Source organism: Mycobacterium sp., from assembly GCF_019243155.1.
In the GTDB taxonomy this organism is placed as follows: Bacteria; Actinomycetota; Actinomycetes; order Mycobacteriales; family Mycobacteriaceae; genus Mycobacterium.
Map to the genome: position 1 here is coordinate 1 of NZ_JAFAUS010000254.1, position 6,657 is coordinate 6,657.

3 protein-coding genes are annotated in these 6,657 nt (G+C 67.5%); all 3 read left to right on the plus strand.

Annotated features, from left to right (window positions below; all coding sequences use genetic code 11):
- The coding region (locus JOZ00_RS12495; RefSeq protein ID WP_293344265.1) for a polyketide synthase at positions 1-642 on the plus strand (642 nt) is incomplete at its 5' end.
- Positions 642-3,629, plus strand: coding sequence for a mycobactin polyketide synthase MbtD (mbtD, locus tag JOZ00_RS12500; RefSeq protein WP_293344267.1), 2,988 nt, complete (start codon positions 642-644; stop codon positions 3,627-3,629). The genes JOZ00_RS12495 and mbtD, both read left to right, overlap by 1 nt.
- Positions 3,626-6,657 (plus strand): amino acid adenylation domain-containing protein (locus JOZ00_RS12505; RefSeq protein WP_293344269.1); only part of this gene is annotated, 3,032 nt, incomplete at its 3' end. The genes mbtD and JOZ00_RS12505, both read left to right, overlap by 4 nt.

Sequence of the window (6,657 nt, forward strand, 5' to 3'; positions counted from 1 at the left end):
GCCGTTTCCGATGACGTGCACTGCCGCCCCTACAGCGCACAAGCCAGCGGAACGGTGTGGGCCGAGGGCGCGGCGATGTTTGTGCTGCAACGGAAATCGGCCGCGCTTCGAGCCGGCCGCCCAGTCGTGGCCGAGGTACGGGCCACCGCCATGAACCAGGACGGACGCAGCGCCGGTCTAAGTGCCCCCAGCGGCGACGCCCAGGTCCGGCTGTTCCAGCGGGCCATTACCCAGGCGGGAGTCAAGCCCGGCGAGGTGGGCATGATCGAGGGGCACGGCACCGGGACGCGGCTCGGCGACCGCACCGAATTGCATTCGCTGGCACAGACTTACGGCGACACCGAACCAGGCGCCGGAGCGCTGCTGGGTTCGGCGAAATCCAACGTCGGCCATTCGCTGGCGGCCGCCGGTGCGCTGGGACTGGCCAAAGTTCTGGTATCCGCCGAACACGGCGCCGTACCGCCCACCCTGCACGCCGCCGATGCCAGCCCCGAAATCGAGTGGAAAAGGCAGGGTTTGCGGCTCGCGCAGACGCTGACCCCGTGGCCGGCCGTCAACGGCCAGCGCATAGCCGCCGCTTCGGCATTCGGCATCGCCGGCACCAACGCGCACCTGATCGTCTCCGTTCCCGAGGTCGCATGATGCTCACTCATCCGTTGCCGGACGGGCGCGTCCCGGTGCTGCTCAGTGCGCACGATCCCGAGCTGATCCGTCGAGACGCCGCGGCGATCCTCGACTACCTGCAGCGCTACCCCGGGACGGAACATCCGGCAGCCGCGGTTGCGTCGACCCTGCTGCGGCTGCGGCGGGTGCGCCGGCACCGAACGGTGCTACGGGCGGCGGATCAAACCGAACTCGCCGCCGCGCTGTCGGCGATCGCTAACGGCGAAGAAGACTTCCTGGTTACACAATCCGCAAAGGCCACCGCGCCGCGAATCGCGTTCGTGTTTCCGGGTCAGGGCAACCAATGGCAGGGGATGGGAGCCGAGGCTTATCGGGTCCTTGCGGCGTACCGGGAAACGGCGCAGGCCTGCGCGCAAGCGTTTACCGGGGCCGGATTCTCTTCTCCGCTGGCGTATCTGGTGGGCGAGGACCAACGACAGTGGTCGCGGTCGGAGATCCAGGGGGCGCAGTTCACCCATGCAGTCAGCCTGGCGGCTGCGTGGCGAGTCTGCGGAGTGCTGCCCGAGATCACCATCGGACACAGCCTTGGCGAGGTCGCGGCGGCGTATGTGGCGGAGGCGATCACGTTGCCCGAGGCCGTCGCCTTGGTGGGCGCGCGCGCCACCGTCGTCGACCGGCTGACGGGCCGGTACGCGATGGCGGTTCTGGGGGTTGGCGTCGACGACGCGGAGTCCGTGTTGGCCGAGACGCCCGGCTGGTTGGAGGTTTCGGCGGTCAACGGGCCGTCATCCACCGTGGTGTCCGGTGACCACGACGCGGTGGTCGCCGCTGTCGCCCTGGCAGGACGGCGCGGGATCTTCACCCACCAACTTGCCGTCGACTATCCGGGACACACCAGTGCGCTGAGGTCGTTACAGACCGAATTGGCCGAGCTGATACCCGAATCGGTCTTTCGGACGGGCCGGGTGAAATTCGTCGGCTCGACATTTGGCGCCGAGGTGCACGGCGGGATCGATTTCCGCCAGTACTGGTATGAAAACCTCTGTGGCACTGTGCGCTTCGATCGGGCCGTGAGCTATGCCCAGAAGTGGGGCGCTGACACATTCGTCGAGCTGTCCGCCCACCAGTCGCTGCTCTATCCGCTCGCTGACATCGTCGACGACGAGTCGATCGTCATCGTCGGGTCCGGGCATCGCGACCGATCCATCACCGATTCGCTGTCGGCGGGCATCGCAGGCGTGGCGGCCGCTGATCCCGGCTGCCAGTGGACCAACGCCGTCCCGGGGGACATCCGGCCGCCACTGAGGAATTTCCCGAACGCGCCGATGCGGGTGGTGCACCTGTGGGCCGCACCGGAACCGCCGATCGACTCCGCAGTGGATGCGTCGCCGGCTCCGGCGCTTACCGTCGCGGTCGAGGATTGGCGAGAGGCGACGGCCGCGGCGACCACAACCGGTGCCGACATCGCCGTTATCGGCGATAGCGGGTTGACGCAGCGGCTGGTCGATGCCGTTGCGGCACATGGCGGCTGCCGCGCAGTGTTCCCGAACGAGGCGGAGATCCTTTTAGTGATCGCTCCGGAGCGCGAGCCGATGGACGCCACCGCCGCGCTCGAGCAGATCGCAGGCCTCGCCGACGCGGGCCTGCCCGACTACGCGTCCCTCATGGGACCTCGGTGCCGGGCCGTCTGGTTGCTCACCGCCGGCGCCGAACAGATCGATCGCGACGACCCGAGCCTGTCTGCGGCGCAGGCCGCCCTGGCCGCCATGCATCGCAGCGTCGGCTTCGAATTTCCCGACCAGACGTTTGGGCACGTCGATCTCGCGGACCGAGACATCGACGCCTCGACCGCGCTGGTCGTGGTCGACGTGTTGCTCGGTGAGACAGCCGAAATCGCTGTGCGCGGTGGCGATTCGCCGCGACGCTATGTCCGCACCTTCCGGGAGTGTCACGCCTCGGCGGTGACGCGACCACCCGCGCTGGACAACGTGGTGATCACCGGCGGCAGCGGGGCCATCGGGCTGCAATACGCGCGGTATTGCGTGGAACGCGGTGCGCGGACCGTCACCCTGCTGAGCCGCGGCGGTGTCGATGAAGATACGTTGCGTCGGCTGGCCGAAAATCGTGACGCGCGGGTGCACGCTCCGCGCTGCGACATCACCGATCCGGTTGCGGTGTCCGCGGCTGCCGCCAGATACGCGGGTTCCGGAGCGTCCTTACTGATCCATACCGCCGGCATCGCCAGCGCCCGCACGGGTTCGGAGCTCACCGGTGCGGATGTGGAGGCAGTGTGCGCCGCGAAGGTCCGCGGGTTGGCGTTGATGGCCGATGTGTGGCCGCTGCGGGCGGACTGCCGAATCCTGGCCTGCTCGTCGGTGTTCGGGGTATGGGCCGGCCACGGTCACGCCGCGTATGCGGCATCCAACCGGATGCTCGACGTTTTGGCCGCCCAGTTGCGTGCCGGCGGTCGGGACTGCACGGCGATCCGGTGGGGGCTATGGCGAAGCGCCGGGGTCGTAACAGGGGACGAGATCAGCCGCACCGAACGCTCCGGGCTGGTCGCAATGGATCCGATACAGGCGATCGAAGCCGGTCTGTACGGATACGACGGTGATCCGCTGATCTTCGACGCGGATTTCGAGCGCCTCCGGGTGTTCTTCGAAAGCCAGGGAATGTCAATGCCGTTCGATGCGATGCCAAGGCACGCTGAGGATGCCGACGACTCGGTGGCCAAACCGCTTGCCGAGGTGGTACGTACCGAGCTGGCAGCGACATTGCACCTGGATGACTCCGGGTCCATCGACCCGGGGGCGCCGCTCATCGATCTGGGCGTGGACTCCCTGCTCGCGCTGGATCTGCGGAAGCGTCTGCGCCGAACAGTGGGAAGTTCGGTTCCGGTGTCCCGGATGCTCGGCGGGATCACCGTCAACGAATTGATCGACGCGTTGGGTGCCGGCACCACGATCGACGCTCGCGAAGCTAGAAAGGTTGGACTCTCAGCGTGACTGACACCACCGGCGCCATTGCCCGTCTCGACGAAGAACGCTTGGAGTTGTTGCGCCGCAAGATCGCCGAACGTGGCCTGGCCAGGGCGACAGGTGCGGTGGCAACCGACGACGAGCCGCGAATGTCGGTCGGTCAGCACCGCATGTGGTTCGTGCAGTCCGTCGATCCGGAGAGCGCGCTGCTCAACGTCTGCGTCTCCTATCGAGTCGCCGGTTCCGTCGATGTCACGCGGCTAAGGCGGGCGGTCGATGCCGTTGTAGCCCGGCACCCGGCGCTGCACACGACGTACGACGCCGGCGAGGATGGCGATCCGCGGCCGGTCCTGCGTGAGGACTTGCGGGCCGCCTGGGCCGAACACGACCTGTCCGGGCTGACCGATCACGCCCGGCGGCTACGGCTGGATGTGTTGGCGCAGCGGGACTTTCGCCGGCCGTTCGACCTGACCAAGGATTCGCCACTGCGGGTGACCGTGGCCCGGCTGTCCGCCGATGAGCTGATGCTGCTGATCACCGCCCATCACATCGCCTGGGACGACGGCTCGTGGGCGCCGTTCTTCACCGACCTGACACGCGCATACAGCGACCCCGATGGCTTCGCCGCCGCCCCCACGGTGCCGGTGGTTTCCTCGGACCAGACATCGAACCGCGATGCGGATCTGGATTACTGGCGTCCGCTGATGAGGGATCTACCTGAGCCGCTTGAACTTCCGGGCCCCAACGGCTCAGCGGTGCCCAGCACCTGGCGCGCACAGCGGGCATCGGTGCGGTTACCGGCGGCTACCACCGATCGGGCGGCCGCGCTGGCGCGAGAAACCGGAGCGACTCCGTACATGGTCTTGATGGCCGCGTTCGCCGCGCTGGTGCACCGCTACACGCAGTCGACCGACTTCCTGGTGGCGGCCCCGGTGCTGAACCGCGGTGTCGGTACCGAGGACGTCATCGGCTATTACGGCAACACCGTGGTGATCCGGCTGCGCCCCCAGCCGCACCAGACGTTCCGTGACCTGCTTGCCCGAACTCGGGACGGCGCGGTCGGCGCCTTCGCCCATTCCCGCGCCGACCTGGATTGGCTGGTGCGCGAGTCCAATCCCGATCGCCGACACGGCGCGGACCGGATGACCCGGGTGAGCTTCGGGCAGCGAGAGCCCGATGGCGCCGGCTTCTGCCCGCCCGGCGTGCGGTGCGAGCGCGGCGAGCTGCGTGGTCACTTCAACCAACTGCCACTGAGTTTCATGGTCGAACTCGACCGCGACACCGGCGGTCTGGTCGAGGCCGAGTACCTCGTCGAGGTCCTGGATCACCAACTGGTGGAACAGCTGCTGCGGCACTACGTCGAATTGCTGGACAACGCGCTGAGCAACCCCGACGCGGCGTTGTCGGCGTGCGGGTTGATGAGCGACGAGGACGCCGAGTGGCTGCGCCGGATGTCGACCGGTGAAGAGTTCATCGCCACGCCGAGCACGTTGCCCGAGCTGGTCACCCGGCGAGCGGCCCTTTCGCCCGAAGCCGTGGCCGTCGTCTACGAGGGCCGTGTCTACCGCTATCGCGAGATCGACGAAGAGTCGAACCGCTTGGCGCACTGGCTTATCGAGCAGGACATCGGAACCGAGGACCGGGTCGCGGTGCTGCTGGACAAATCGCCCGAGCTGGTCATCACTGCGTTGGGAGTCCTCAAGGCGGGTGCGGTCTACCTACCGGTCGATCCGACCTATCCGGAGGATCGGCTGGCCTTCATCCTCGGCGACGCCGAGGCCAAACTGGTGCTGCGCGAACCGGTTACCGAATTGGCACACTACCCGGCCACCGCGCCCGCCGAGCTGATCCGACCGCTGACCCCTCAGAACACCGCCTACCTGATCTACACGTCCGGTTCGACCGGGTTGCCCAAGGGTGTTCCGGTGCCACATGCGCCGATCGCGGAGTACTTCGCGTGGTTCGGCGAAGAATACCGGGTCGACGAAACCGACCGGCTGTTGCAAGTCGCCTCGCCCAGCTTCGACGTGTCGATGGGTGAGATCTTCGGAACCTTGATTTGCGGTGCCCGGCTGGTGATCCCGCGGCCCGACGGGCTGCGCGACATCGGGTACCTGACCGACCTGCTGAGCGGCGAGGGCATCACCTCGATGCACTTCGTGCCGTCGTTGCTTGGCCTGTTCCTGTCATTGCCGGGCGTCGGTCAGTGGCGCACGCTGCGACGCGTCCCGATCGGTGGGGAGGCGCTGCCCGGTGAGATCGCCGACAAGTTCCACTCCACCTTCGACGCACTGCTGTACAACTTCTACGGACCGACCGAGACGGTGGTCAACGCCACCAGCTATCCGGTGGAAGGCGCGCAGGGCACCCGGATCGTGCCGATCGGGCGACCCAAGATCAACACGCAGGTGCATCTGCTCGACAACGCGCTGCAGCCGGTGCCGGTAGGGGTGATCGGCGAAATCTACATCGGCGGAACGCATGTGGCACACGGATATCACCGCAGGCCGGGATTGACAGCCGAACGTTTCGTCGCCGACCCGTTCAGGGCGGGCGGCCGCTTGTACCGGTCCGGGGACCTGGCCCGCCGCAACGCCGACGGGGACATCGAGTTCGTCGGCCGCGCCGACGAGCAGGTGAAGATCCGCGGTTTCCGCATCGAGTTGGGTGAGATCGCGGCCGCGATCTCGGTCGATCCCAGCGTCGGGCAAGCAATCGTGCTGGCGATGGACCTGCCCCAGTTGGGCAAGAGCCTGGTGGGATACGTGACGCCGGCTCAGGGCGCCGGCACGGAAACGGTTGACGTCGAGCGCATCCGGGCCCGCGTGGCCGCCGCGCTGCCGGACTACATGACCCCGCCCGCCTATGTGGTGCTCGACGAAATCCCGATCACCGCGCACCAGAAGATCGACCGCGCCGCGCTGCCGCAACCACAGATCGCAACGGCCACCGAATACCGCGACCCCACAACCCCCACCGAACAGCGCATCGCGCGACTGTTTTCCGGGCTGCTCGGCCATGAGCGGGTGGGCGTCGACGACTCGTTCTTCGATCT

Coding starts and splice junctions, on each gene's coding strand:
- mbtD (WP_293344267.1), top strand. CDS start 642: ATGCTCACTCATCCGTTGCCGGACGGGCGCGTCCCGGTGCTGCTCAGT.